Annotated in this window: 13 protein-coding genes; 6 read left to right on the top strand and 7 right to left on the bottom strand. The window is 62.0% G+C overall.

Annotation, left to right across the window (positions count from 1 at the left end):
• Window positions 1–16 precede the first annotated feature (16 nt).
• Window positions 17–2,014 (top strand): transketolase, encoded by a 1,998-nt coding sequence (gene tkt / locus ACQ4WR_RS08665; protein WP_436486643.1) that lies wholly within the window; start codon window positions 17–19, stop codon window positions 2,012–2,014.
• A 92-nt stretch (window positions 2,015–2,106) separates the two neighbouring features.
• Window positions 2,107–3,117: a type I glyceraldehyde-3-phosphate dehydrogenase gene (gap, locus tag ACQ4WR_RS08660; protein WP_046685413.1), complete on the top strand. Its 1,011-nt coding sequence runs from the start codon at window positions 2,107–2,109 to the stop codon at window positions 3,115–3,117.
• Window positions 3,118–3,172: 55 nt separating this feature from the next.
• Here the strand turns inward: gap and ACQ4WR_RS08655 are convergent, their stop codons facing one another.
• From ACQ4WR_RS08655 to glnE, 5 genes are all read right to left on the bottom strand, one after another.
• On the bottom strand, window positions 3,173–3,361 hold the full coding sequence (locus tag ACQ4WR_RS08655; RefSeq protein ID WP_146012443.1) for a major surface glycoprotein: 189 nt from the start codon (window positions 3,359–3,361) through the stop codon (window positions 3,173–3,175).
• Window positions 3,362–3,499: 138 nt separating this feature from the next.
• Window positions 3,500–4,282 (bottom strand): YoaK family protein, encoded by a 783-nt coding sequence (locus ACQ4WR_RS08650; protein ID WP_102296589.1) that lies wholly within the window; start codon window positions 4,280–4,282, stop codon window positions 3,500–3,502.
• 107 nt (window positions 4,283–4,389) lie between these two features.
• Window positions 4,390–4,854 carry a hypothetical protein gene (locus ACQ4WR_RS08645; RefSeq protein WP_258003097.1) on the bottom strand — a complete coding sequence of 155 codons (465 nt, stop codon included), beginning with the start codon at window positions 4,852–4,854 and terminating at the stop codon, window positions 4,390–4,392.
• A 101-nt stretch (window positions 4,855–4,955) separates the two neighbouring features.
• On the bottom strand, window positions 4,956–7,805 hold the full coding sequence (locus tag ACQ4WR_RS08640) for a TonB-dependent receptor domain-containing protein (RefSeq protein WP_436486640.1): 2,850 nt from the start codon (window positions 7,803–7,805) through the stop codon (window positions 4,956–4,958).
• Window positions 7,806–8,824: 1,019 nt separating this feature from the next.
• Window positions 8,825–11,578 carry a bifunctional [glutamate--ammonia ligase]-adenylyl-L-tyrosine phosphorylase/[glutamate--ammonia-ligase] adenylyltransferase gene (glnE, locus tag ACQ4WR_RS08635; protein ID WP_436486638.1) on the bottom strand — a complete coding sequence of 918 codons (2,754 nt, stop codon included), beginning with the start codon at window positions 11,576–11,578 and terminating at the stop codon, window positions 8,825–8,827.
• Between the two features lie 268 nt (window positions 11,579–11,846).
• Between glnE and ACQ4WR_RS08630 the strand changes: the two genes are divergently transcribed.
• From ACQ4WR_RS08630 to tldD, 3 genes are all read left to right on the top strand, one after another.
• A complete protein-coding gene (locus tag ACQ4WR_RS08630; protein ID WP_436486636.1) occupies window positions 11,847–16,007 on the top strand; it encodes a YhdP family protein in 4,161 nt (1,386 codons plus the stop codon).
• A gap of 28 nt (window positions 16,008–16,035) precedes the next feature.
• Complete coding sequence (locus ACQ4WR_RS08625; RefSeq protein WP_436486634.1) at window positions 16,036–16,836, top strand: carbon-nitrogen hydrolase family protein; 801 nt, start codon at window positions 16,036–16,038, stop codon at window positions 16,834–16,836.
• Window positions 16,837–16,974: 138 nt separating this feature from the next.
• Window positions 16,975–18,435, top strand: a complete 1,461-nt coding sequence (gene tldD, locus ACQ4WR_RS08620; protein WP_436486632.1) for a metalloprotease TldD — start codon at window positions 16,975–16,977, stop codon at window positions 18,433–18,435.
• Window positions 18,436–18,872: 437 nt separating this feature from the next.
• On the opposite strand, the gene ACQ4WR_RS08615 is transcribed toward tldD, so the two are convergent.
• Entirely contained in the window at window positions 18,873–21,719 is a 2,847-nt protein-coding gene (locus ACQ4WR_RS08615; RefSeq protein WP_436486630.1) for a TonB-dependent receptor, read from the bottom strand.
• Between the two features lie 498 nt (window positions 21,720–22,217).
• Between ACQ4WR_RS08615 and aroG the strand changes: the two genes are divergently transcribed.
• Window positions 22,218–23,282 carry a 3-deoxy-7-phosphoheptulonate synthase AroG gene (gene aroG, locus ACQ4WR_RS08610; protein ID WP_102294441.1) on the top strand — a complete coding sequence of 355 codons (1,065 nt, stop codon included), beginning with the start codon at window positions 22,218–22,220 and terminating at the stop codon, window positions 23,280–23,282.
• Between the two features lie 128 nt (window positions 23,283–23,410).
• On the opposite strand, the gene ACQ4WR_RS08605 is transcribed toward aroG, so the two are convergent.
• Window positions 23,411–26,062 carry a TonB-dependent receptor gene (locus tag ACQ4WR_RS08605; RefSeq protein WP_436486628.1) on the bottom strand — a complete coding sequence of 884 codons (2,652 nt, stop codon included), beginning with the start codon at window positions 26,060–26,062 and terminating at the stop codon, window positions 23,411–23,413.
• Between the last annotated feature and the right edge of the window lie 176 nt (window positions 26,063–26,238).

The following is a 26,238-nucleotide window of genomic DNA, read 5'->3' as shown; positions in this document are numbered from 1 at the left end:
ACTGACCCACACCATCATGACAACTACGCTCCCGACTACCAAAATGGCCAATGCGATCCGCGCACTGGCAATGGACGCTGTACAAAAGGCCAATTCCGGCCATCCTGGCATGCCGATGGGCATGGCCGAGATCGCAGTTGCCCTGTGGAGTGGTCACTATCGCCACAATCCCGCGAATCCGAAATGGCAGAACCGCGACCGTTTCCTGTTGTCGAACGGCCATGGCTCGATGCTGCACTACGCGCTGCTGCACCTGACGGGCTACGACCTGTCGATGGATGACATCAAGGCTTTCCGCCAGATGCATTCGAAAACCCCGGGCCACCCGGAAGTCGATATCACGCCAGGCATTGAAACGACTACCGGCCCCCTGGGCCAGGGTATCGCCAACGCCGTCGGCATGGCCCTGTCGGAGCAATTGCTGGCCGCTGAATTCAACAAGCCTGGCCACGACATCGTCAATCACCACACCTATGCTTTCGTCGGCGACGGTTGCCTGATGGAAGGCATTTCGCACGAAGTGTGCGCACTGGCCGGCACCCTGGGCTTGAACAAGCTGATCGCCCTGTACGACGACAACGGCATTTCCATCGATGGCAAGGTCGAAGGCTGGTTCACGGACGACACCCCGGCACGCTTCGAAGCGTACGGCTGGAACGTCATCCGCGCCGTCGACGGCCATGATGTTGCCGCCGTAGCCGCCGCCATCGCTGCCGCCAAGACTGCATCGAAGCCAACCCTGATCTGCTGCAAGACCATCATCGGCAAGGGTTCGCCGAACCTGCAAGGCGGCGACAAGGTCCACGGCGCCGCGCTGGGCGACAAGGAAATCGCCGCCGTGCGCGAATACATCGGCTGGGATGCCGCGCCATTCGAGATGCCGGCCGACGTGTATGCGGCCTGGGATGCGAAAGAGCAGGGTGCCCTGCTGGAAAAAGACTGGAACGAGCGTTTCGCCGCCTACGGCAAGGAATTCCCGCAGCAAGCCGCTGAACTGTCGCGCCGCATGCAGGGCGACTTGCCACAGGCATTCGAAGTGGCCCTGAGTGCCGCCATCGCGTCCTGCGTCGAGAAGAAAGAAAACATCGCCACCCGCAAGGCCAGCCAGAACGCCATCCAGGCACTGGCGTCGTCCTTGCCGGAATTCCTCGGCGGCTCGGCCGACCTGACCGGTTCGAACCTGACCAACTGGAAAGAGTGCGTGGCCGTGCGTTCGGGCCAGCCTGGCAATCACATCAACTACGGCGTGCGCGAATTCGGCATGAGCGCCATCATGAACGGCATCACCCTGCACGGCGGCTACATCCCGTTCGGCGCCACGTTCCTGACGTTCTCCGACTACAGCCGCAATGCGCTGCGCATGGCTGCCCTGATGAAACTGCGTTCGATCTTCGTGTTTACCCACGATTCGATCGGCCTGGGCGAAGACGGCCCGACGCACCAATCGGTCGAGCACGTCTCGTCGATGCGTTTGATCCCGAACCTGGACAACTGGCGTCCGTGCGATACCGTCGAGTCGGCAGCTGCCTGGGGCGCCGCCGTGCGCCGCAAGGATGGCCCGTCGACCCTGATCTTCTCGCGCCAGAACCTGCCATATCAGGAGCGTAGCGCCGAACAGATCGAGAACATCTACCGCGGCGGCTATGTGCTGAACGACGTGGCCGATGCCAAGGCGATCCTGATCGCCACCGGTTCCGAAGTGGAACTGGCCGTCGCCGCCGCCAGCGCGCTGGCATCGGAAGGCATTAACGTGCGCGTCGTGTCGATGCCGTCGACCGACGTGTATGACCGCCAGGACGCCGCCTACAAGGCCAGCGTGCTGACGAAAGGCGTGCCGCGCGTGGCCATCGAAGCGGGCGTGACCAGCTTCTGGTACAAATACGTGGGCCTGGAAGGCGCCGTGGTGGGTATCGACACCTTCGGCGAATCGGCTCCTGCTGGCGTGCTGTTCAAGCACTTCGGCTTCACGGTCGAGAACGTCGTGGCCAAGGTCAAGGCTGTTATCGCCGGCTAATCGTTTCCGCCGCCAGCGCCCCGCAGATGGGCGCGGCGGCGAGCAGATTTTTTTAATGTGCTAAGTACTTTCTATTCAATCAGGAGCAGAGTATGACGATCAAAGTTGCAATCAATGGCTACGGCCGCATCGGCCGTAATGTATTGCGCGCTTTCTATGAAGGCGGCAAGAAACAGGATATCCAGATCGTTGCCATCAACGACCTGGGCGATGCCAAATCGAACGCCCACCTGACCCGCTACGACACCGCGCACGGCAAGTTCCCCGGCACGGTTACCGTCGAGGGCGACAACATGATCGTCAATGGCGATCCGATCCGCGTATTCGCGCAGCGCAACCCGGCTGAAATCCCATGGGGCGAGCTGGGCGTGGACGTTGTGCTCGAGTGCACGGGCTTCTTCACCACCAAAGAAAAGGCTTCGGCTCACCTGAAGGGCGGCGCCAAGAAAGTCATCATTTCGGCACCAGGCGGCAAGGACGTGGATGCTACCGTCGTGTTCGGCGTGAACCATTCCGTGCTGAAATCGACCGACACCGTCATCTCGAACGCGTCGTGCACCACCAACTGCCTGGCACCGCTGGTCAAGCCGCTGAACGACGCCATCGGCATCGAAACTGGCCTGATGACCACCGTGCACGCCTACACCAACGACCAGGTGCTGTCCGACGTGATGCATGAAGACCTGCGCCGCGCCCGTTCGGCTACCATGAGCATGATCCCGACCAAGACGGGCGCCGCTGCCGCCGTTGGCCTGGTGCTGCCTGAACTGAACGGCAAGCTGGACGGCTTCGCCATCCGCGTGCCGACCATCAATGTCTCGCTGGTCGACCTGTCGTTCATCGCCAAGCGCGACACCACGGTGGAAGAAGTCAACGCCCTGATGAAGTCCGCTTCGGAAGGCGCGCTGGAAGGCATCCTGACGTACCAGACCGAACCGCTGGTATCGATCGACTTCAACCACAACCCGGCCTCGTCGAACTTCGATTCGACCCTGACCAAAGTGTCGGGCCGCCTGGTCAAAGTATCGTCGTGGTATGACAACGAGTGGGGTTTCTCGAACCGCATGCTCGATACCACCGTTGCACTGATGTCCGCCAAGTAACTCTGGCCGCCATGTAAAAAACGCCCGCAAGGGCGTTTTTTTTCGTCTGTTGCGCTTACTCCTTGGGTTCGCACTGATTGCGCCACTGTTCACATGATGCCTCGACGCCCTGATAGCACATGTTGAGGATGTAATCGCAGTTTTCCGAAGGCACCCAGGAGCGCACGGCGGCGGTGCTGGAGAACGAAGCGGCGATGCCGACACTGGCGGCAAAGACAAACAGGGCTTTTTTAATGGAAATCATTTTTCTCGCTTTCAGAATTGGACAACGGTAGGGTGTCGAATCAAAAGGCCGCCACGGCAGGCGTGATGAGCTTGCCGGGCGCAGAAAAATATTAGCATTAAAACCAATAAATTATTGCTATAAAGAAAAATATTTCTGCTAACGCAAGGTGCTGAGGTACAGGCGGCGCCGGTAAAAGCGCCACAGCAGGCGCAGGTCGCGCAGCACGGGCACGCCGGACAGCAGGGTCAGCACGCCGGCCAGCAGGATGGTGGCGGCGGGAAAGCCGATGTGCTTGAAGGCGAGGGCGCCGCTGACGCCGCCGACGAAGAAGCAGGCAATCAGCAGGCTGTGCGTGATGAGCTTGCCCCGGTTGACCCTGACCACGCGGTCGGGCAAGGCACGCCGGTTGTAATAGGCCATCTTGCCCAGTTCGATGCCGATATCGGTGGACAAGCCCGTCACGTGCGTGGTGCGGATGACGGCGCCCGAGATCTTGGTGATGATGGCGTTCTGCAAGCCCATCACAAAGCACAGCAGCAAGATGGTGACGGGACCGAGCACGTCGGGCATGGCAGCCAGGTAGTTGCCCGTCAGGCCGAACAGCAATAGCAGCGCCGCTTCCAGCAGCAGGCTGGCGGCGAACTGGCTGTGCAGGCGGCGCCGCTTGCCCCAGTTCACCATGATGGCCGTCACGGCTGCGCCGCTGACGAAGGCCAGCCAGGCGCCCAGCGCCGCCAAGGCTACCGTGATATTGCCCAGCGCCAAGTCATCTGCCATGCCCGAGACGATGCCCGTCATGTGCGAGGTATAGCCGCCGATGGCCAGGAAGCCGCCCGCATTCACGGCGCCGGCCACCAGCGCCAGCACGCAGCCCAGCTGCAGGTTGGCGCGCTGGTCGCGCCTGGCGCCGCTCAGGCGCGACAGGTAGTGCAAGGGCATGGATGCGGGTTTCCTTTGGCGTGGCGGTACTTGCCACTATCATACGCTGCGGCGCCGCCACGGGCCATTTTGCCAGGTACTTTCCCCAAGGCTGCCGCTGGCCAGCCCTATTGGATGCGGACCACCTTGGGCGAGCGCGAAGCTCCGTCGATATCGAGGAAGATGGCGCCCAGCATGCCGCGCACCAGCGTGGCTTTCAAGTCCTTGCCGACCACCACGCCATCGCTGCCGTCGACCACTTTCCAGCGCTGCCCGTTGGCCAGGGTAATGGTCTGCCCCGGCTGCCAGCCTTCGAACTTGCCGGGAATATGGCTGCTCAGGCTGGCCAGCTGCGGTGCCGCCATGGCATCGACGGCACGTTTTTGCTTGCCTTCCATGCCGAACGCCTGTTTTTGCTGTTCCACCGTCATGGGCGCCGCAGCCGCCACCGCGGCCGGCGCAGCGCCGACTGGCATGGCGTCATAGCACGCCAGCCGTGCCGGGCCATCTTTCAAGGTGCGGCAATGCAATGTCGCCGCATCGTCGGCCATGGCAGGACCACATACCGCCAGCAACAGTAATAATTTCTTCATATCCATTCCCTATATTTTCTTCTGCGGAAAAGAAAACGGCGCGCCGTAGCGCGCCGTTGTTGCGAGGATGAGGAGCGCTGGCGCCCCCATCCCGCGCAGGATTACATCGTCACGCGCACGCCGACATAGTAGCGGCGGCCAATCGGGTCATACGTACCCGCGTTGGTGTTGGTGCCGGTGCTGTTGCCGGTCACGCCGCTCAGGATCATCGGTGCGGCCGTGTCGAAGGCATTGTCGATGCCCAGATACAGTTGCACTTGCTTCTTCACGTCGAAGGTGAGCTGGAAGTCCTGGTAGGTGCGCGAGCCAACCTTGATGGCATTGGCTGGCAGGTCGAACTGTGCCAGGTACTGGTCATCCAGCGCCGACGCCCCGATGAAGGTCGTGGTGCTGCTGATGCCGAAGCTGCCCCATTTGTAGGCCAGGTTCAGGTTGGCCTTGTTCTTGGCTGCGCCGATTTCGCCTGCAAACAGATCACGCTCTTCCTTGGTCTTGTCCGCATCTTTCAATGGAATGACGTAACCCTCTTTGACATGCGTATATTGAATCTTGGCGCTCAGGCGGCCTGGGCCAACCATATCCGCCCACGAAGCGGTCAAGTCGACACCTTCGGTGGCCAGGCCGCCGCTGTTCGATACGGCCGAGTCAATATACGTCAGGGCGCCGACGTTGTTGTCGCCACTGGTGGCGGCACGGCGCGTGATGAAGCTGCAGAATGCCGGGTTGCCGCCGCCGTAGCATTGGCCCAGCGCATACTGGCGTGGCGTGCTGACGATGGCATCCGAGATCTTGATGTCGAAGTAGTCGGCCGTGAAGGTGAACTTGCTCAGTGCCGGGATCGAACGCGGCGTCAGGACCACGCCGATGGTCGTCGAGCGGCCTTGCTCGGCCTTCAGGTCAGGATTGCCGCGGTTGTAGCCGCTGATACCCTGCAAGTCGGCTTGCGACTGCTTGAACGTGCCATTGGCCTGGATATTCGCCAGGACGTAAGGATTGGCGCGGCAGGCAGCTGCGGTTGCGCCAGGCGTACTGGCCGTGACGCCCAGGCATGGATCGGTCAGGCCGCTCGGGAAGTCCTGGCTCGGTGGCGAGTACAGTTCGTTGATGTTCGGCGCACGGGTCGAGATCGAACGCGTGGCGCGGAACTTCACGTCCGCCGTCGGCGCCCATTCCACGCCCGTGTTCCAGCTGTTGGTGTGGCCGACAGTGGAGTAGTCGCCAACGCGGTAAGCGGCGCGGAAGTCGAGCTGTTTCGCCAGGAACTTGTTTTTCAAGATCGGTACCAGGGTTTCCAGGTAGGCTTCCTTGACACTGAACTTGCCGTACGTCGGCGGCGTAGCATTGCCTGCGTTCAAGCCGGCTTGCGTCAGCGGATCGGGCGTGCTGCTCGATTCTTCCTGGCGCCATTCGACGCCGCCCGACAGGCCGACCTTGCCTGCTGGCAGTTCGAACAATTCGCCGCTAATGTTACCGCCGGCAATTTTTTGCGTGGTCGACGTGATCAGCGAACCAGGTGCCGTGACATATTTCAATGCTTCGGGCGAGATGGTGTTGTAGCCAAAGATATTGATTGGCACGCAACCTTGCAGACGTGCGATGGCATCCGAGCACTGCACGCCGCCATTGCCGTCAGGCGTACCCAGCAAGGCATTGCGGAAGTTTTGCACATTCACCTGGCCGGACGAATTCTGTGCTTCCTTGGTTTTGCCATAAGACACGAAGGCTTCATAGTTCCAATCCTTGATCGTGCCCTTCAAACCGGTCGCCAGGCGGAAGGTATCGCGTTCCGCCGTGCTGCCGCGCGTACCGACTTCGGACAGGCGGCGCGAGAACGAGTAATCGGGAATGCCGTCGCCATCGTTGTCGGTAATACGGTCATACAGGTATTGCGGCACCAGTGGATTGCGCACCACGACACCGTTGACCAGGGTTCCGGCAGGAACCTGGCCCGTATCCGGGAAAATATCGCCTGCTTGCAGGCCGAACGGTTCGATGCGCGAAGTGACCTTGGTCGACGAATATGTGCCTTCGAAGAAGGCGCTGTGGTTTTCATCGAAGGCGTGGGTGCCGTTGGTGGCAAACAGGAAGCGTTCTGTCGGTACGGCGATGGTGCGGAAGGCATTGCGGTTGAAGCCCGTCGCCGCCAGGGCTGCCGAGCCGTTGGTGCTCCATGGAATGACGTTGCCAGCCTTGTCGTACGTGAATTCGCCGCTGTCATGGAAGAAACGGCCTTGTGGCGAGATACTCGAGTAGAACGGCGCGATAGGCGTGAAGATGTCGGCCGCATCGCCCGTGATGGCTGCCTTCGACTGGTTGTCGACACCGGTGCCATTGCGGTTGCGCGAGTACACGGCGCCTTGCTTGGAGTAGCCGAAGTGACCCATGATATTGCTGGCGCCGTCGGCGCTGCTGGTGCCGAAGGTAATGGCCAGTTTTTTCTTCGAGTCGTCGTGGTAGTCGCTCTGGCCCAGCGATGCATCGACCAGCACGCCATTGAAGTTGCGTTTCAAGATGATGTTGACCACACCTGCCACAGCGTCCGAGCCGTAGGCGGCCGATGCGCCACCGGTCAGCAGTTCCACGCGTTCGATGAAGTCGGTCGGAATGGTGTTCATGTCGACCGCGGATTCGCCGGGAATGCCGGAAACGAAGCGGCGGCCGTTGACCAGCACCAGGGTACGCGACGTGCCCAGGTTGCGCAGGTCAACCGTAGCGACGCCGACGCTGGCGGTCTGGAAGTTGGAATTGGTGCGGCTGATGGTCGGGGTACCCAACGTTGGATTTTTCAGCAACAGTTCCTGCAAGTTGGTGGCACCGGATGCGGCGATATCGGCCGACGTCAGGATTTGCAGCGGGGAAGGCGAAACGGCATTCGGCGAAGTCAGACGCGAACCCGTGACTTGTACCTTGGTAACATTTTCCTCTTCGGTCTGAGCAAATGCGGAGTGCATGGTCAGCGCGATACTGCCTGCGCATATGATGCGTACTGAACGCGCTAGAACTGTTTCATTCAACATTGTCGATTCCCTTGTGTTGTAAGTTAATAGTTATGTTTTAAAAAACTTTACGACAATCGACTGTACATAAGCGCTAGTTTCAAGTCAATTTAATACTCGCAATCTTTAAAAATAACAACAACTTGCACTTTTATTATCTTTTTGTGCGACTGCACAATTTTGGCGATGTGCAAGCTGAAACTTCACGCCGCTGGGCCTGGCAATGAAATCGGTGCCAATATTTTTCTGGAATAAAATTCCCGGGACGTGGATTACGCGGCGGCGCTGGCTGCCTGTCTAGACAATATGGCGTGTGGATTGTGAAATCTGCGTATCATTTTTGGCATGGAACTGCTTGATGTTATTTGCCACATTGTCTTTTATGCATCGCTTGAATTTTGCAATGTATTTAAATAACGCGATTAACTGGAGTGAATGAATCCGCCTGGACTTGATTATTTTTCTTATATTATTAAATTGCATTTTTGAAAATTAAAATTCTATTTTGCAATGTCCTCTCATAGAGGCGGGAGCTTCAACGAGGGAACTCTTGCCCTGCATCCCGATACGTGGGAACTAAATGGGAAATGGTGGACGGATTATTGAATGCCGATTCCGGCCTGCATGGATCGGGGCCGTATTGGGCATAGGCGAAACGGCGATTTTTTGACTGCTGCCGCGTATGAATACAATATATGCCGCGCCTGGACGTTTTTTGGGAAAAAACATCCAGGGGGAATGGGATGTTTTTTCTACCACTGTTATTGGCGATACGGGGCCGATAAGCGAAACGGCGAAAAAACAGGATGCCGGCTGGTTTGAGACGTGGCATGACGGCGGCGCCGTGTTGTGCCGAGACCCGCCACCGGCACGCAAGGATTGCATGCCGGGTCGGGTGCCAGCCGTCAGTTCATCCGGTTTTTTTGTGGTAAGTTTGCGACAACAGTCAGACAAAGTTTGCCTGGCAAGCAGGATCAGCCCGCCTCATGGAAGATCGCTTGCCACAGGCGCCGTACATTTTCCGCATGCACGCGCACCCGTTCCGGCTCCACGCGGGCCAGGTCCTGGCCCTGCAGGCGCATCTGGTGCTGGAGCTTGCGCAGCGCGCGGTAGGCGTCGGCGACGAGGCCGGCCAGCTGCGCGTCGATCAGCCCCAGTTCGCCGCACAGGCGCAGCAGGGCGATATTGCCCGTATTCGCCGTCAGCTGCGGATACTGGGCCGCGTGCTGCAGCACCAGGTATTGCACCATGAACTCGATGTCGATCATGCCGCCCGGATCCTGTTTCAAGTCAAAGTTGCCGGGGCGTGGTGGGTGCGCGTCCAGCATTTTCTTGCGCATGGTCACCACTTCGCCCTTGAGCGGGCCGTTTTCCGGGCGCTCCTTGCGCAGGATGGTGTCGCGGATGCGTTCAAAATGCTTGCCGATGGTGGAATCCCCGGCGCAAAAGCGCGCGCGCGTGAGCGCCTGGTGTTCCCACACCCAGGCAGCGCTGCTCTGGTAGCGTTCGAATGCCTGCACGCTGGAGACCAGCATGCCGGAAGCGCCATCGGGACGCAGGGCGATGTCGATATCGAACAAAATGCCGGCCGAGGTGTGCGAGGTCATCCAGGTAATGAAACGCTGCGCCAGCTTGGCGTACAGGCCCGGTGCTTCCTGGTCGTCGTCGTCGAACAGGAAGATGACGTCGAGGTCGGAGACATAGCCCAGTTCCTTGCCGCCCAGCTTGCCGTACGCGATGACGGCGAACTTCGGCACCTCGCGGTGGCGGCCGGGGATGGTTTGCCAGACGGCTTGCACGGTGGCGGCGACGATGATGTCGGCCAGCTGCGACAGGTAGTCGGCCAGCTTTTCCACGCTCAGGTCGCCCGCCAGGTCTTGCGCCAGGCACTGGAACAGCTGCGCATGGTGCATTTCGCGCAGGATATCCATCTGCCGCTCCGTGTCGCCTGGCGCGTCGTCAAGCTGGCGTTGCAGGTCCAGCGCCAGCGCGGCCGGGTCCGGCACCGTGTTGCGGATGCGCTCGTCTAACAGCTCGTCGAGCAGGATCGGGTGCTGCGTGAGGAAAGTGGCGGCCCAGCCGCTGGCGCACACCATGCGCACCACGCGCTCCAGGGTGTGCGGATACTCCGTCAGCAGCGACAGATAGGCGGAGCGGCGCGCGATGGCTTCCAAAAAATCGAGCAGGCGGCCCAGGGTGGCCAGCTGGCTGGCGTTGCCGTTGGAAACGGAGCAATCGGTGATCAGGGGCAGGGCGGAATTGACGAGGGCGACGAGGCGCGTGCGGCTCGCTTCGGGCAAGGATTGCAAACGCGGCGCCTGCCAGGTGGCCAGCAGGCGGCGCGCACAGGCGGCCGGCTCATGGAAACCCAGGGCGGCGAAACGCGCTTCGATGGCTTCCTGCTGGTCCGAGGCGGCGCACTCGTTGGACGTCTGCGGGTCGATGCCCGTGTCGGCTGGCGGCGTGCCGCTGCTCTTGTCGCTGAACATTTCGTCAAATTGTCCTGCGACAAACACGCGGTGCGCTTCCAGCTGCGCCAGCAGGGTGGGGCTGTCGGGCAAACCCATCATCTGCGCCACGCTCAGGCGGTCGGCGTCATTCGCCGGCAGGGTGTGGGTTTGCGCATCGTCCAGGTATTGCAGCCGGTGTTCCAGGTTGCGCAGGAACGTATATGAGCCAAGCAACTGTTCCACGATGGCCGGTTCCAGCAAGCCTTTTTCCGCCACCGTGCGCAGGGTGGCGCGCGTGGAGCGCTCGCGCAGCTCGGCATCGCGCCCGCCGCGTATCAGCTGGAACACTTGCGCCAGGAATTCGATTTCGCGGATGCCGCCGCGTCCCAGCTTGACGTTGTTGCTGCGGTCGGGGTGCAGCCGCTCCTGGCGGTTGACCTCGGCGCGGATCTGGCCATGCATGGTGCGGATGGCATCGATGACGCCGAAATCAAGATAGCGGCGGAAGACGAAGGGACGCACGATGGCGTCGAGCGAGGCGATATCCTCGGCCTTGCCCGTCACGGCGCGCGCCTTGACCCAGGCGTAGCGTTCCCATTCGCGTCCTTGCACGATCAGATACTGTTCCACCATGCTCAGGCTGGCAGCCAGTGGACCGGAGTTGCCGTTCGGGCGCAACGCCATGTCTACACGGAAAGTAAAACCGTCTTGCGTGATCTCGGCCAGGGCGGCGATCAGTTTCTTGCCCATACGAATGAAAAACTCGTGGTTGGACAGGCTGCGCTGGCCGGGCAAGGCCGCTTGCGTGTCGCCATCTTCCGGGTAAACAAAGATCAGGTCGATATCCGACGAGACATTCAGCTCACCGCCGCCTTGCTTGCCCATCGCCAGCACCATCAATGCCTGCTCCTGCCCCGATTCCTCGCCGACGGGCATGCCGTGTTGGGCCACCATCTCGGCCATGATGGCGTCCACATGCGTGCGGATGGCGAAATCGGCAAAGCCCGTCATGGCCGTGACGACTTCGTTCAAGTCGGCCTGGCCGCCAAGATCGCGCGCGATCAGGCCGCACACCAGTAAATTGCGCAGGCGGCGCATGGCCCGCTCGGCCGGCAGCGGCGGCGTGGCCGCGTTCGCCTGCTGGGCCAGCGCTGCGCCAAAGTCCAGCTGGTCCAGCGGGGTGCGCACCAGTTGCGCCACCTGTTCGGCGCGTTCGGGGGCGGCATTGAGCCAACGCTGGTAGAAACGGGAGGCGGAGATCAAGGGCGTTTGGCTCATGGTTGCGGTATCGTTAGGGGCTGCGTGGATGCTTCGTGCATGGTTCTTGGTTTACTTGGCTGCGAACGGCAGGGGATGCGGTAAAATTGTGCCGCCGGTGATAATGCCGGCAGGTAGTGCGCACTCTCCTGGACGATGGTAAGGGAGGCTTTGCCCGGACGCAAGCGCAAGGATGCGCGCGCGCGCCACGAATGCAGACGATTTTTGCCATTATTTGACGCCAGGCCAGTTTATTAGCTTATTGATGCAAAAACCGCCAGAAGCAAGCGTGACAGAACATGTGCCATTGGCCCTGCGCTGGCAGCGGCTGCGTGCCGCCTATCGCATGGCCAACCTGGCCACCCATCATGTGCTCGGTTTCGCCATCAAAGTCGTGCTGCTGGCGTATTTCGCCTTCGCCGTCCTGTTCCTGTTCCTGCGCTACGCCATCCTGCCGAATATCGATTACTACAAAGGCGATATCGAGCGGGCGGCCAGCCGCGCGCTGGGCAACCCCGTCAGTATTGCGCGTATTTATGCTTCCTGGCATGGCGTGCGGCCGTCGCTGTTCCTCGGCGACGTGACCCTGCGCGACCAGACGGGGCGCCAGGCGCTGAGCCTGCCGAGCGTGTCGGCCACCGTGTCGTGGTGGAGCGTGCTCGGCAGCGTGCGTTTCGATACCCTGGAAATCACGCGGCCCGACCTGGACGTGCGGCGCAGCAAGGATGGCCGCCTGTATGTGGCTGGCGTGCTGGTCGACAGCAAGCAGGGCAGCGATGGCAAAGGCGCCGACTGGCTGCTGTCGCAGCACGATATCGTCATCCGCGACGGCAAGGTGCGCTGGACGGACGAGCAGCGCGGCACGCCGGAGCTGGCCTTGTCCCAGGTGAATGTGCTGCTGCGCAACCGCTGGCGCAGCCACCGCCTGGGTTTGCAGGCGACCCCGCCGGCCAGCCTGGCCGCCCCCATCGATGTGCGCGCTCACTTCACGCATCCGCCTTTCAGCACGCGCATCTCGGATGTGTCGATGTGGAAGGGCGAGCTGTACGCCGACCTGAAAAACGCCGACCTGGCCGCCTGGCGCCGCTATCTTGATTACCCGTTTGAACTTAGCCAGGGCAAGGGCGCCCTGCGTGCCTGGCTGAGCCTGGATCACGCGCGCCTGGCCGGTTTTACGGCCGATGTGGGCCTGACGGATGTGCAGGCGCAACTGGGCCCGCACATTGCTCCGATGGATTTGCTGACGGTGAGCGGACGCATTTCGGCGAAGGAAGACTTGTCGGTGCAAGTGCCGGATGGCAAGCCGACCTTTGGCGCGAACGGGCACCAGGTGCAGCTGACCAATTTCGCTCTGGAAACGCGCGATGGTCTCAGCCTGCCACCCACGACCCTGTCCGAGCGTTACATCGCCGCCACCAGACGCAAGCCGGCGCGCACGGAAATCACGGCCCAGTCCCTCGATCTGCAGACCCTGGCCGCGCTGGCGGATAAGTTGCCGCTGGGCACGCAACAGCGCCAGCGCCTGGATGCCCTGGCGCCACGCGGCCGCTTGCAGGATTTTGTCGCCGAATGGGACGGCGACATGGCCACGCCCGCCAGCTACCGTTTGCGCGGCAAGCTCGTCGGGCTGGGGCTGAATGCGCAGCCGGCGCGCCTGGCCGTGGCGAAGACGGCGAGCACGCCCGCGCAGGCTGCCGCACCGGCCATCCCCGGCTTTGACCACTTGACGGGCAGTATCGACGCCAGCGACCAGGGCGGCACCATCGCCATCGACGCGCAAGACCTGGTGCTGCAGTTCCCTTCCTATCTGAGCGAACCGGCCTTGCCATTCGCCCAATTCGCCATGCAGGCGCGCTGGAAGTTCGAGGCTGACAATATGCTGCAGGTCGAGCTGGACAAGCTGGACTTCGATCAGCAAGGCTTGCGCGTGGCCCTGCACGGTACGCACCGCATGCCGCTCGATGGCAAGAACCTGGGCCAGGTGGATGTGACCGGTACGATCGACAATTTCGAGATCAACACCATCGACCGCTATTTGCCCGTGCAAACGCCCGAGCACCTGCGCCACTGGCTGACGGGCGCGCTCGAAGGCGGCGTGGCGCACGACGTCAACCTGCGCCTGCGCGGCGAACTTGAGCATTTCCCTTTCAATGCGGCGTCGCCGGCGCAGCGCAACCGCGGCGAATTCCGCGTGGCCGGCAAGCTTGACAATGGCATTCTGAACTACGCGCCCGGCGAATTTGCCGAAAGCGGTACGCTGGCGGGCAAGGCGCCGCTGTGGCCGCAGGCGGAAAAGATCAAGGGCAGTTTCATTTTCGAGCGCGCGCGCATGGAAATCCGGGGCGACACGGCCACTACGGGCGGCGTGGCCCTGACGAACGTGAAAGCCGTGATCCCCGACCTGACCGTGTTCGATACCTTGCTCGATATCGATGGCAACGCGGCCGGCCCGATGCAGGAATTTCTCAAGTACGTGACAGCCAGCCCCGTGCTGGGCTGGATCGAGCATTTCACGGATGAAACCACAGCCACCGGCAACGCCAAGCTGGCATTGAAGCTGCACCTGCCGATCGAACGCCTGATGGAATCGACTGTCCAGGGCAGCCTGCAGCTGGCCGGCAACGACGTGGTGCTGTTCCATGACATGCCGCCCGTGCTGGGCACGCAGGGCAAGATCGAGTTCAACGAGAAGGGCGTCAACCTGAACGGCTTGAATGGCAGCCTGCTGGGCGGGCCGCTGGCCATTTCGGGCGGTACGCAGCCGGACAATTCCATCCAGGTCAAGATTGCGGGCAACATGAGCATCGATGGCTTGCGCAAGACCTATCCGGCGCCCGTGCTGCAGCGCCTGGCCAAACATTTGAACGGCGGCGCCCGCTATAACGGCCTGATCACGGCGCGCGACCACCAGGTCATCGTCAACGTGGAGTCGCCGTTGACGGGCCTGGGCCTGGATTTCCCCGCGCCCCTGAAAAAAGCGGCCGGCGACAGCCTGCCCGTGAAATTCACCCTGACGGGCAATGCGGCCAACGGGGCCGGCTTGCGCACGGACGATATCCGCATCGCTCTCGGTTCCGGCATCGCGGCGCGCTACCAGCGCCAGAAGCAGGGCAAGGACGCCTGGCGTCTGGTGCGCGGCGGCATCGGCGTGAACGTGCCGGCGCCGGAACCGGACAGTGGCATGATGCTCAACGTCAACATGAAGACCCTGGACGTGGATAGCTGGATCGCCGCCGGCAGCGAAATCGCCGGCAGTGGCGCGGCCACCAGCGACACCGGCGTCGATGGCGACGCGCCCGATATTGCCCAGTATGTGGTGCCCGACATGATGGCGGCGCGTGCCAGCGAACTGATGCTGGGCGAGCGCAAGCTGGAAAACGTGGTGGTGGGCGCCACGCACCAGAAAGATGTATGGCAGGCCAATATCGATGCGAAGCAGGTGTCCGGTTATGTGACGTGGCTGGAAACGCCGTCCGGCCTGGGCAAGATGACGGCGCGCCTGTCGTCCCTGATCATTCCGGAATCGGCCGCCAACGATGTGAAAAATCTGCTCGAAGGCAAGAGCGGCGCGCAGTCTATCCCTTCGCTCGATATCGTCGCCGAGCAATTCGAGCTGTTCAACAAGAAGATCGGCCGGCTGGAGTTGCAGGCCTATAACACCATGGCGGCCGGCGGGCGCGAGTGGCGCGTGGGCAAGCTGCAATTGTCGAATCCCGATGGCGCCCTGAGCGGCAATGGAAAATGGGTCATCAAGGATGGGCAAAGCACGACCAGCCTGCGTTTCGGCCTTGACATCGTCGATGCGGGCAAGCTGCTGGACCGCTTCGGCTTTGCCGATACCGTGCGTCGCGGCAAAGGCCGCCTGAGCGGCGACATCGCCTGGAATGGCTTGCCGTATTCGCTGGACATTCCCACCTTGTCGGGCCAGATCGAAATGAATGTGGAGTCGGGCCAGTTCCTCAAGCAGGACCCGGGCGCGGCCAAGCTGCTGGGTGTGCTCAGCCTGCAAGCCTTGCCCCGTTTGCTGAAACTCGATTTCCACGATGTGTTTTCCGAAGGCCTGGCCTTCGACGGCATCACGGCCAACGCCAGCATCAAGCGTGGCGTGGTGACCACCGATAACCTCAAGATGCATGGCGTGGCAGCCACCGTGCTGATGGATGGCACGGCCGACATCGCCAATGAAACGACGAATCTGCACGTGGTGGTGATTCCGGAATTCAATCTGGGTACCGGGCCTCTCGTGTATGCGCTGGCCGTCAACCCCGTCATCGGCCTGGGCAGTTTCCTGGCGCAACTGTTCCTGCGCGCACCCGTGATGAAGGCGCTCACTTACCACATGCAGATCGCCGGCCCGTGGAAATCGCCCGTGGTGACCAAGCTTGATGGTGGTAAATTGGAACCTCTGGCCGTTCCTGCCGCCGCGGCGGCGGAGGCGGTGGCGAAATAGACCGGCGTTTGAATGACAATAGGTGGAAATGATGCATACAGTCGCAGCGATACAAATGGTGTCCTCGCCGTCCGTGGACGACAACCTGGCCACGGCGCGGCGCCTGGTGGCGCAGGCGGCCGCCGGTGGCGCGCTGCTGGTGGTGCTGCCCGAATACTGGGCCATCATGGGCCAGCAGGAAACGGACAAGCTGGCGCACGCGGAGCAGCCCGGCAGCGGCCCGATCCAGGATGGCATGGCGCAGATGGCGCGCCAGCATGGCATCTGGCTGATCGGCGGCACCTTGCCTTTGATTTCCGGCCAGGAAGGAAAAGTGCTGAACACGACCCTGGTGTATGACCCGCAAGGCGAACCGGCCGGCCGCTACGACAAGATCCACCTGTTCGGCTTTACGCGCGGCACCGAATCCTATAATGAATCGCGCACCATCGTGCCCGGCGCGCAGGTGCGTTCGATCGAGACGCCGTTCGGCCGTGTTGGCTTGTCCGTCTGCTATGACCTGCGTTTCCCCGAGCTGTACCGCGCCATGGGCGATTGCGCGCTGATGGTCGTGCCGGCCGCGTTTACCCATACGACGGGCCGCGCCCACTGGGAAGTGCTGCTGCGCGCGCGTGCCATTGAAAACCAGTGCTATGTGCTGGCCTCGGCGCAGGGCGGCTTGCATCCGAACGGCCGCCGTACCTGGGGCCACAGCATGCTGATCGACCCCTGGGGCGAAGTCAAGGCCGTGCTGCCGGAAGGCGAGGGCGTGGTCAGCGGCGAGATCGATCCCCTGTTTCTGGCTGGCGTGCGCGAATCCTTGCCCGCCCTGGCCCACCGCACCATGTGAGCACTGCCTGACATCAGCTGCTGCGCGTCGCGGTTTGAGGCCTGCGACGCTCACCGCCTCGGCGGTCCCGTGCCAAGCACGGCAGCGCTACGGTCAGGTACCGCGATTGCCTTGAATATCATTAGCGAGTGTAAAGTCATGAACCCATTTGAACCCAATCTGTCGAGCCTGGCCGTGGCGCGCGAAATCCTGCTGACGCCGTTCGGCCTGGACGAGGACAAGCTGCTGAAAGCCCTGGGCACGATGTTTACCCACAAGGTCGATTATGCCGACCTGTATTTCCAGTCGACCAAGAGCGAAGGCTGGAGCCTGGAAGAGGGCATCGTCAAGACGGGCAGTTTTTCCATCGACCAGGGCGTCGGCGTGCGCGCCGTGTCCGGCGACAGGACGGCCTTTTCCTATTCCGACGAGATTTCCGAGCGGGCCCTGCTGGAAGCGGCGGCCGCCACGCGCACCATCGCGCGGGCCGGCGCGGGCAAGATCAAGATCGCCGGCCACATGCAGCCGCAGGGCGGGCGCTCCCTGTACCTGCCCAACGATCCGCTCGCATCGCTGGACGCCACGGCCAAGGTGCAGCTGCTTGAGCGCGTGGAAAAAATGGCGCGTGCGAAAGACCCGAGAGTCGTGCAAGTGATGGCGGGCCTGGCCGGCGAATATGACGTGGTGCTGGTGCTGCGCAGCGACGGCGTGCTGGCGGCCGATATCCGTCCGCTGGTGCGCGTCTCCGTGACGGTGATTGCGGAACAGAATGGCCGCCGCGAGACGGGTTCAGCCGGTGGTGGCGGACGCTACAGCTATGACTATTTCAGCGATGCCGTGCTGGAGCAATACGCGACCGACGCCGTCAATTCGGCGCTGGTGAACCTGGAAGCGCGCCCCGCGCCAGCCGGTCCCATGACCATCGTGCTGGGCCCGGGCTGGCCCGGCATCCTGCTGCACGAAGCGATCGGCCACGGCCTGGAAGGCGATTTCAACCGCAAGGGCTCGTCCGCATTTTCCGGACGCATCGGCGAGCGCGTGGCGGCCAAGGGCGTCACCGTGGTCGACGACGGCACCCTGGCGGGCCGCCGCGGCTCATTGAATATCGATGACGAAGGCAATCCCACGCAGTGCACGACGCTGATCGAGGATGGCATCCTGAAAGGCTATATCCAGGACACCATGAATGCGCGCCTGATGAAGATGCCCGTGACGGGCAATGCGCGCCGCGAGTCGTTCGCCCACCTGCCGATGCCGCGCATGACCAACACGTATATGCTCGGCGGCGACAAGGACCCGGGCGAGATCCTCGCTTCCGTGAAAAACGGCCTGTACGCCGTCAATTTCGGCGGTGGCCAGGTCGATATCACGAACGGCAAGTTCGTTTTCTCGGCCAGCGAAGCGTACATGATTGAAAACGGCAAGCTCAGCTACCCGGTGAAGGGCGCCACCCTGATCGGCAATGGCCCGGACGTGCTCAACCGCGTCTCCATGATCGGCAACGACATGCGCCTGGACTCGGGCGTGGGCGTGTGCGGCAAGGAGGGGCAAAGCGTGCCCGTGGGCGTGGGGCAGCCGACCTTGCGCCTGGACGGCATCACGGTCGGCGGCACGGCCTGATTTTTGCCGGTCGGGCGTAGGCGGCAGCAACGCCCGAGTCAACAATGGTGTCGGGTTACGCGTGGCTGCGCCCCGCTAACCCGACCTACCTTTTATCGGATGCTGCCTGCGTAGGTCGGCTTAGCCTGCAGGGCGTAAGCCGACATCATCGAGCCACATTCACCAACGGCCGAGTCAACAATGGTGTCGGGTTACGCGTGGCTGCGCCCCGCTAACCCGACCTGAATTTCATCGGACGCTGCCTGCGTAGGTCGGCTTAGCCCGCAGGGCGTAAGCCGACATCACCGAGCCACATTCGCCAACGGCCGAGTCAACAATGGTGTCGGGTTACGCGTGGCTGCGCCCCGCTAACCCGACCTGCATTCTGGGATGCTGATCGCATAGACACCGCCATCAGGCCAGCATTACCGGCCGCGTCAGCACCGCTAGCGGATTTTTCAGAATTTATACTTTACTCCCGCACTGAAAAACCGTCCTGCCGCGCCCGCGTAGTCGAGCGGGTTGTAGCCTGTGGCGCCATACGTCAGCGGGTCGAGCGGGGCGATCTTGTCGAACAGGTTTTGCACCGTCGCAAACACCTCCAGCTTGGGTGTGGCAAGCCAGCGGGCCGTCAGATCCACCGTGGTGAAGGAGGCGATGCGGCAACCGCGCGGCGAATCCGTGCCATCGGCGAAATGCGTGGCGCAGCCGTCCGGGTCGTTCTTGAACAGCACGTTGTCGAGGTGGGCGAGGTAGTTGACGTTGGCCGAGAGCCGCCAGTTCTGGCGTTCCCAGGTGGCCCCCAGGTTGAGCCTGTCATTGGGCGTGCCCATGCAGTTGGATGTGTCGCAGTTGCCATGCGTGCCGGCAAAGTCGCGCCGTGTGCCATCCTGTTCCGTGCGCAGCCATTTGTACAGGTGCGTCCACTTGATATCGAAGATGAGATTGCCGTAGCCGCCGCCCAGGTTGAAACGCTGGCGTGCATCGATATCGATGCCGCGCACCGTCGTCTGCGCCGAGTTCACGTAATTGGCCAGCACGGCCGTGATGGCACCCGGATCGCCGGCTATGCCGGTGGCTGTCGACGGATCGCGCGCCACATGGCCTTCGGCAATGGCGGTATCCGTCTGCTCCTGGTTGATTTCATTCTTGCGGCGGATCTGCCACAGGTCGACGGAAATGCTGGTGCGCGGCAGTGGATCCCACACGGCGCCCACGGAATAGCTGCGCGAGCGTTCCGGCGACAGGTTGGGGTTGGGCGAGGTGATGACGGCGATCGAAGCCGGATCGCATGCCGCTTCCACGCCCAGCGCGCAGCGCAGCGGATCGCTGGCGGTGGCGAAGGCGGCCAGGCCACCGACGCCGTTTTCCGCCGCGCTGGGGGCGCGAAAACCCTTGGCGAAGGTGCTGCGCAAGGCCAGTTCACGCACGGGCGTCCATTTCACGCCCACTTTTGGCGTGTAGGAATTGCCCACATCGCTGAAATGGTCGGCGCGCAAGGCGCCCGACAGTTCCAAGGTGCTCAGGACGGGCGCCAGCACCTCGGCATAGATGGCCGAAGCATTGCGGCTGCCCCGGTAGGCGGAATAGCCAAGGCCGATGATATTGCCCCGTTCCGTGCCGGCGGTAGGCTGCAGTTCCGTCTTTTCGTGGCGGAATTCGGCACCGACGGCCACGCCCAGGGCGCCGCCATCCAGTTTGCCTATTTCGCGGCTGGCCTTGAAATCGATCTGTGCAATACGGGTCCTGGCGTCATTGGAAATACGCGGCGACAGGGCCGCGTACAAGGCTGGCGAATTGAGTCCCGCATTTTCCGCGATGCGCCACAGGCTGCCTGCCGGCAAAGCCGCATAGGCGGGGTTCAGGCTGGCGGCCGCCACGTTGGCGGCGGTCGGGTTGAGCAGGGCGAAGGCCACGTCGCGCTGCAGGTAGCCGTCCCTGTCGTTCGACACCTTGTTTTGCGAATACAGCAGGGCGCTGTCGATCTCCCAGCCTGCCACGGCGCCCTTGATGCCGGCGACGAATCGCGTGAAGGTGGACTCGACGTCCGATGTGCGCGGCCCCACGTCGGCCGCCAGGTAGCGCAGGCGGGTCGCCGTGCCGAAGTAGGGATTGTCCGGGTGGGCCGCGCCCAGCGAGACGCCCGCATTGCTGACGGGGCCGCCAGGGTAGCCGACCGAGCCGCTGACGGTCGATGGCGTGGTGCTCGAGCGCGACTCGCTGTGGTAGACGTTCAGTTCCGCATAGGCTTGCAGGGCTGGCGTGGCTTGCCATGTGCCGCGACCGAAGAAATTGATGTTTTTTTGCCGGGGCTGGATCTGGCTGTATTGTTGCGCGGCATCGGTCAGGCAGCCGCCACCCGGATCGCCCTGTGGATGGCTGGTGAAGTTGCCGCAGGCGCCGCCGGGGAAGGTGCGCGTAAACCCCACGCCGGCAGGGTTGCCCCGGTTGTAGTAGTCGAGCGTGTCGGGATTGCGCACATTGCCGTTGACGGCGCTGCCGGCCGCGTTGTTGGTGGTGATGGCGCCCGCGCCGCTGAGGGTTTCCTGCGCACTGAAGCCCAGGTCGCGCAAGTCGCTGCGGCCGACGGCGCCCCGTCCGGCCCGGTCGCGGTTCCAGATGGCGGATTTTTCGCCGTACTCAAGGTTCAGCAGCACGTTGTAGCGGTCGCGGTCGAGGTCGCCGAAGCCGTGCGTGATGGCGGCGCGCGCATCGCGCCCGTCCCAGTCATTGGTCTTGCCGTAATTGCCTTTGATGGCCGTGCCCTGGTAGTCGCGCCGTAGAATCACGTTGACCACGCCGGCGATGGCGTCCGAGCCATAGATGGCCGAGGCGCCATCCTTGAGGATTTCCACGCGCTCCACGGCTTCCAGGGGAATGATGTTCAGGTCGGCAAATACCTTCTGTCCGTCGTCGGCCAGGCCGTACGGCGCCACCCTGCGGCCATTCAGCAGCACCAGGGTCGAGGCCGTGCCCAGGCCGCGCAGCGAAATGCCGGAGGCGCCAGCGGCAAAGCCACCGCCGAACGTGGTGGGCACGGAACCCTGGTTGTCCACGGCCAGGGTTTGCAGCAGTTCGGCTACGCTGGATTTGCCTGATTTTTCGATGTCGGCCGCGTTCAGGGTTTGCACTGCCGAGGCGGTTTCAGCCTGGGCGCGGCGGATGTTCGAGCCGGTGATTTCGACACGGGCAATGGGGGCAGCGTCCTGCGCCAGGACGGGCAGGGCCAGCAGGGCGCTGGCGAGGGCCAGGCCCAGGCGTGGCGGTGAAAAGGGGGCGGGGTGGACGGTTGGGGCAGGTATCATGCTGTTCTCCGGTAAGGTCAGGCGTCAAAGGTCATCGGTGCGCCTTTGAGTCTTGTCCGTCCAGCCGTCCGGGACTAGATCTTGATCAGTAGTGCGCCGCTTGCCCCCGCCGAAAGGACGTTGGCGTGGCGTGGGCGCCACGACGGGCACAGCGGTGGAAGCAGGGCCAGGGCCTGCCCATGGCGCGCAACTTTTTATGCTTTTTTGCGTGCTTTGCCGTGTGAAAGGGCAGCCCCATGCGCATTTGCCAACAAATATGCTTGCCAAGCCTTGCAATTTAGGTTTATAGTCGTTCAACACTTACGGAAGACTCGCATGTTCGCACGCCACTTTTTTACCGCTTACTTTTACTTTAGCAATTCCAACCCAAAGGCGGTGGAGTAGCGGTCGGTTCACGTAGCAGCAAAACGAGATCCCAGCAAATTCTAAAAAACCGCCACCGATGGCGGTTTTTTTTTACCCAGATGTTTTACCCTTCCTTAAATTTTGGAGAAAATGATGCCCCGCACCGATGATTTGCGTATTCGCGAAATGAAGGAATTGACTCCGCCGTCCCACCTGATCCGCGAATTTGCCTGCTCGGAGCAAGCCGAACAGACCGCCGCCAACGCGCGCATCGCCCTGCACCGTATCCTGCATGGCCAGGACGACCGTTTGATGGTGGTGATCGGGCCTTGCTCCATCCACGACACCAAGGCGGCCATGGAGTATGCGCGCCTGCTGGTCAAGGAACGCGCGCGTTTCGCCGGTGAACTGGAAATCGTCATGCGCGTGTACTTCGAGAAGCCGCGCACCACGGTGGGCTGGAAGGGGCTGATCAATGATCCGTACATGGACAACAGTTTCCGCATCAACGACGGCCTGCGCATGGCGCGCGAACTGCTGCGCGACATCAATGAACTGGGCCTGCCTGCCGGTACCGAGTTCCTCGACGTGATCAGCCCGCAGTACATCGCCGACCTGATCAGCTGGGGCGCCATCGGCGCGCGCACCACGGAATCGCAGGTGCACCGCGAGCTGGCATCGGGACTGTCGTGCCCGGTCGGCTTCAAGAATGGCACGGACGGCAATGTGAAGATCGCCGTGGAGGCCATCAAGGCCGCGTCGCAGCCGCACCATTTTCTCTCTGTCACGAAAGGCGGCCACTCGGCCATCGTCTCGACCAACGGCAACGAGGATTGCCATATCATCCTGCGCGGCGGCAAGACGCCGAACTATGACGCTGCCAGCGTGGACGAGGCCTGCAAGGCCATCGCCGCGCAAGGCCTGGCGGCGCGCCTGATGATCGACGCCTCGCATGCGAACAGCTCGAAAAAGCCGGAAAACCAGATTCCCGTGTGTGCCGATATCGCCAGCCAGGTGGCGGGCGGCGACGGCCGCATCGTTGGCGTGATGGTGGAATCGCACCTGGTAGCGGGCCGCCAGGATCTGGTGCCGGGCAAGGAATTGATCTACGGCCAGTCCGTCACGGACGGCTGCATCGACTGGAGCGCCAGCGTGGCCGTGCTGGAAAACCTGGCGCAAGCCGTGAAGCAGCGCCGCCTGCGGGGCGACCAGGAATAAGGTGGCGCGCAGCATGCAAAAAAGCCCGGAAAGCTAAGCTTTCCGGGCTTTTTTATTGCGCTCATGCCGCCTGACAGAAGCGTGGCGAGCCGCAAACCGCGACGCGCCACAGTTACTCTCAGGTGTACTTAGAACTTGTACGTGGCGCGCACGTAGAAGGTACGGCCCAGCGGATCGGCAAAACGCGGATCGTAGCCGGACTGGAAGGTACCGATCTGGTTACTGAACGGTGGATCTTCGTTCAGCAGGTTTTTCACGCCGACGGTAACTTCCGTGTTCTTGAAGCCAGAGTAGGCGCCCGACAGCGACCATACCGAGTACGCCTTGACGCTTTGCTCGAATTGCGGATCGACGTAGTTCTGGTCGCGGTAGCCGCTCATGTACTTGTTCGACAGGGTGGCATTCCACTTGTCCATATTCCATTGCAGGGAGGCATTGTGTCTCCAGCGGAATACCGGTGCATTGTCGCCATACACGCCGACGTTCTGCACGAATTCGCCACCGCGCTCGTTCTGGTATTCATACTTCTGTACCCAGGTACCGTCGAAGTTGAACGTGAAGTTGCCGTACTGGCTGCGTGGCAATTTCCAGTTGAGGCCCAGGTCGATGCCCGAGGTGTGCATTTCGCCCAGGTTGCCCAGGGTGGCCAGCACGTAGTCGAGCTTGCCGTCAGCCGTGTAGATGAAGTTGCTCTGATATTTATCGTAGTTGTCGAACAGGGTCTGTTCGGCCACGGTGCCGATCTTGTCGCGCAGCTTGATCTTGAAGTAATCGAGCGATACGGTGACCGATTTGACGGGTTCGATCACGATACCGGCGCTGAAGGTCTTCGATTTCTCCGGACCGACGTCCGGATTGCCGCCCGAGCGGATGTATTGCTGCGCGCCGCAGGCCACGTTGCTATTGGCGCCAGGAATGGCGACGCCGCCTGGGCACAGGCGCGGATCGTCATACTTGTTGGCGGTGAAGGTCTTGGTTTGCGGGCCATGCAGGTCATACAGGGTAGGCGCGCGGAAACCGGTGTTGTAGGAACTGCGCAGCAGCACCTGGCTCGTTGGCTGCCAGCGCACGCCGACTTTCGGGTTGAAGCTGCCGCCGACGTCGTTGTAGTGGTCATAACGGGCGGCCAGCGACAGTTCCAGATCTTTCACGACAGGAATGCTCAGCTCGGAGAAGATGGCGGCGATGTTGCGGCTGCCCGACTGGTTTTGCGCTTCGGCGTAGCCGGAGCTCGATGCCTGGCCAGCCAGGTCGCGGTTCACGTTGTATTCGGCCTTGTCGTTGCGGAATTCCGTGCCGACGGCGAAACCGACGGCGCCAGCGGGCAGGGTGAACAGCTCGCGGCTGACCTTGGCGTCGACTGCCGTGCTGGTCATCTTGGCGCTCAGGTACTCGCCTTTCAGGACGGAGTCATTCAGGTAAGCCTGGCCGGCGGCGCTCTGCTCGCCGAACGGATTCAGGATGCCATTGCCAATGCCGTCGATGATGCGCTGGTCATTCAGGTAGCCGCCCGTGAAGGCGCTGGTGGCCTTGCTGACGGAGTAGCTGAGGCCAACGTTATAGTCCCATGCGCCCAGCACGCCTTCGGAGGCCAGTACCAGGCGGTCCGAGGTGCTGGTGTCGAAGCCGCTGCGCTGGCCCGACGCCACTGGACGCCAGCTGATGTCCAGCGGTTCGCCCGACAGGCCAGGCACGGCTGGCACACCGCCGCTGCCGCCTGGATAGTAAGGCGAGCTCGACGACATGAGGATGCCGATGTTCGACATGGGCGGCGGCGAGATGCGCGCTTCGTTGGTGCTGCGCGAGTGCAGGTATTCGATGGTAGCCAGGTGGTCCTGGTTCAGCTTGAAGCTGGCTTTGCCCAGGAAGGATTCCTGCTTGGTCTTTGGAATGGCCTGGATGAACGGTGTGACATCCATGGCGCACGTGCTTTTGCCCGAGGTGTTCTTGTACAGGTTTTCGCCCACACAGCCGCCGGCGAAGGCCGGGTTGCCGATCACGCCATTGCCCGTATCGTAGAAGTTGGCCGGGAAGGTGGTGCCGCTCAGGTTATCCACGCCCTTGCTCGGGATGTAGCCGCTCTTCGAAAAGGAACGGTCGGCCGCGCTCAGCGCCGATTGGCGGTGCACGTCGACGACGCCGAAGACGTTGAAGCCATCCTTGTTCAGGTCGCCATAGCCGGCCGACAGGTTCAGGCGCGACTCGTCGCCGCCGCCCGATTTTTGTGGCTCGTAATGTTCCACGGTCACGGAGCCGCCCTTGACCGAACGCTTGGTGATGAAGTTGATCACGCCGCCGATGGCGTCGGTACCGTAGATGGCGGAAGCGCCGTCACGCAGCACTTCGACGCGCTCCAGGGCCGAGATCGGAATGATGTTCAGGTCGACGGACGAGCCGTTGAACGGGTGGCTGGCGATGCGCCGGCCATTCAGCAGGACCAGGGTCTTGTCGCCGCCGATGCCGCGCAGGTCGGCAACGGACTGGCCGCCGGTACCGGAGCCGACGGATTGCGAGCTGCTTTGCGAACTTTGATTCATGGAAATGGTGGACAGGACTTCCTGTGCCGTCGTCAAGCCTTGCTTGGCGAAATCGTCAGCCTTGATCGAGGTGATCGGCAAGGCGGTCTCCGACGCCAGGCGCTTGATGCTCGAACCCGTGACTTCCACGCGCTGCATCGCGCCTTCTGTTGTTTCCTGAGCATATGCGGCGTGCATGCCCAAGGCCAGGGTACCAGCAAACATCAGGCGCAGCGACCGCGATATTACACTTTCAATCATCATTTGTAATTCCTTGTTTTTGTGATAAAGGTAGCAATTATCTTGATATAAGTTGTTGCTTGCTAACAATTTATTTGCTTCTTTTTAATTCCGCCACTGAAAATTCGGTAAATTTTCCGGGCCCTCATCAAAACATTCACAATTCAGATTGTCAATTTCGCGCAGACTTTTTGGACGAA

The sequence above is a fragment of the Janthinobacterium amylolyticum genome (assembly GCF_051380655.1).
In the GTDB taxonomy this organism is placed as follows: Bacteria; Pseudomonadota; Gammaproteobacteria; order Burkholderiales; family Burkholderiaceae_D; genus Janthinobacterium.
Note: the sequence above shows the minus strand (reverse complement) of the source record. Positions and strands in the feature narration are given on the sequence as shown.

Excerpts from the sequence above, each read along its gene's own strand:
- aroG (WP_102294441.1), top strand. The coding sequence starts at position 22,218 with ATGCCCCGCACCGATGATTTGCGTATTCGCGAAATGAAGGAATTGACT.
- ACQ4WR_RS08615 (WP_436486630.1), bottom strand. The coding sequence starts at position 21,719 with ATGATACCTGCCCCAACCGTCCACCCCGCCCCCTTTTCACCGCCACGC.
- ACQ4WR_RS08655 (WP_146012443.1), bottom strand. The coding sequence starts at position 3,361 with ATGATTTCCATTAAAAAAGCCCTGTTTGTCTTTGCCGCCAGTGTCGGC.
- tkt (WP_436486643.1), top strand. The coding sequence starts at position 17 with ATGACAACTACGCTCCCGACTACCAAAATGGCCAATGCGATCCGCGCA.
- glnE (WP_436486638.1), bottom strand. The coding sequence starts at position 11,578 with ATGAGCCAAACGCCCTTGATCTCCGCCTCCCGTTTCTACCAGCGTTGG.
- tldD (WP_436486632.1), top strand. The coding sequence starts at position 16,975 with ATGAACCCATTTGAACCCAATCTGTCGAGCCTGGCCGTGGCGCGCGAA.
- ACQ4WR_RS08640 (WP_436486640.1), bottom strand. The coding sequence starts at position 7,805 with ATGCACTCCGCATTTGCTCAGACCGAAGAGGAAAATGTTACCAAGGTA.
- gap (WP_046685413.1), top strand. The coding sequence starts at position 2,107 with ATGACGATCAAAGTTGCAATCAATGGCTACGGCCGCATCGGCCGTAAT.
- ACQ4WR_RS08645 (WP_258003097.1), bottom strand. The coding sequence starts at position 4,854 with ATGAAGAAATTATTACTGTTGCTGGCGGTATGTGGTCCTGCCATGGCC.
- ACQ4WR_RS08625 (WP_436486634.1), top strand. The coding sequence starts at position 16,036 with ATGATGCATACAGTCGCAGCGATACAAATGGTGTCCTCGCCGTCCGTG.
- ACQ4WR_RS08650 (WP_102296589.1), bottom strand. The coding sequence starts at position 4,282 with ATGCCCTTGCACTACCTGTCGCGCCTGAGCGGCGCCAGGCGCGACCAG.
- ACQ4WR_RS08605 (WP_436486628.1), bottom strand. The coding sequence starts at position 26,062 with ATGATGATTGAAAGTGTAATATCGCGGTCGCTGCGCCTGATGTTTGCT.